This window comes from Streptococcus sp. 10F2 (assembly GCF_054331515.2).
In genome coordinates this window covers 1-740 of record NZ_JBTGGE020000120.1, presented here as the reverse complement: position 1 = coordinate 740, position 740 = coordinate 1, and the positions used below count along the sequence as shown (strand labels likewise).

At 33.5% G+C, this 740-nt stretch carries 1 protein-coding gene; it reads left to right on the top strand.

Going from position 1 to position 740, the window contains the following annotated elements; all coding sequences use genetic code 11:
- Positions 1–218: 218 nt before the first annotated feature.
- Positions 219–611 carry an HIT family protein gene (locus ACXM1Q_RS09320; protein WP_458517815.1) on the top strand — a complete coding sequence of 131 codons (393 nt, stop codon included), beginning with the start codon at positions 219–221 and terminating at the stop codon, positions 609–611.
- The last annotated feature ends 129 nt before the right edge of the window (positions 612–740 follow it).

The window sequence follows — 740 nt, the reverse complement described above, 5'->3', positions numbered from 1 at the left end:
TGAACTAAATCCGATTGAAAAAGCATGGGCTAACCTTAAGAAGAAAGTCATAGAGTTACTACCCAAATATAACTCGGTGATAGAATGTCTAAACAATGTTTTTTAAAGTGAAACAACTATAATTGGAAAAAATTTGCTCTTTATTTAGGGAGCAAATTTTTTTACTAGATTTGTAATCATTCTTAAGAGAATGATTACAAATCAGAAAGGAGTAATGGATGGCCTGTGTTTTTTGTAAGGGAATCAAAGAAGAGAACATCCTTTTCCAATCTAAATATTTCAAAATGGTTTGGGATATTAATCCTATTCAATTAGGACATTTACTTGTGATTTCTAAAGAACATTTTGAATCTTTGGAGCAATTACCTGAAAAAATGCGCCATGAACTTGTAGATTTACAAGCTTATTTGACGAAGGTTTTTCGTGAAAAAACAGCAGTAGACGGTGTTTCTGTGGTCTATAATGATGGTGTGATGGATCCTGAGACACATTTTCATATTCACTTAATTCCTCGCTATCGAACGGATGGATTTTGGGATCCGATTGATGTCAAAAGAGTGGACATGGATGTAACAGATTTTTTAGAAGCGATGAAAAAATGGTCGGATTAATCCGCAATGTCATTAAGTTAAGGATTTCGAAAGCTCGATTTATGAGCTTTCGAAATCCTTTTTTTGCTATACTTAGGCTAAAGGAGGTGGATAGAATGCCAAATCAAGTAAAGAAGCAACTACGAAAAA

Coding starts and splice junctions, on each gene's coding strand:
- ACXM1Q_RS09320 (WP_458517815.1), top strand. CDS start 219: ATGGCCTGTGTTTTTTGTAAGGGAATCAAAGAAGAGAACATCCTTTTC.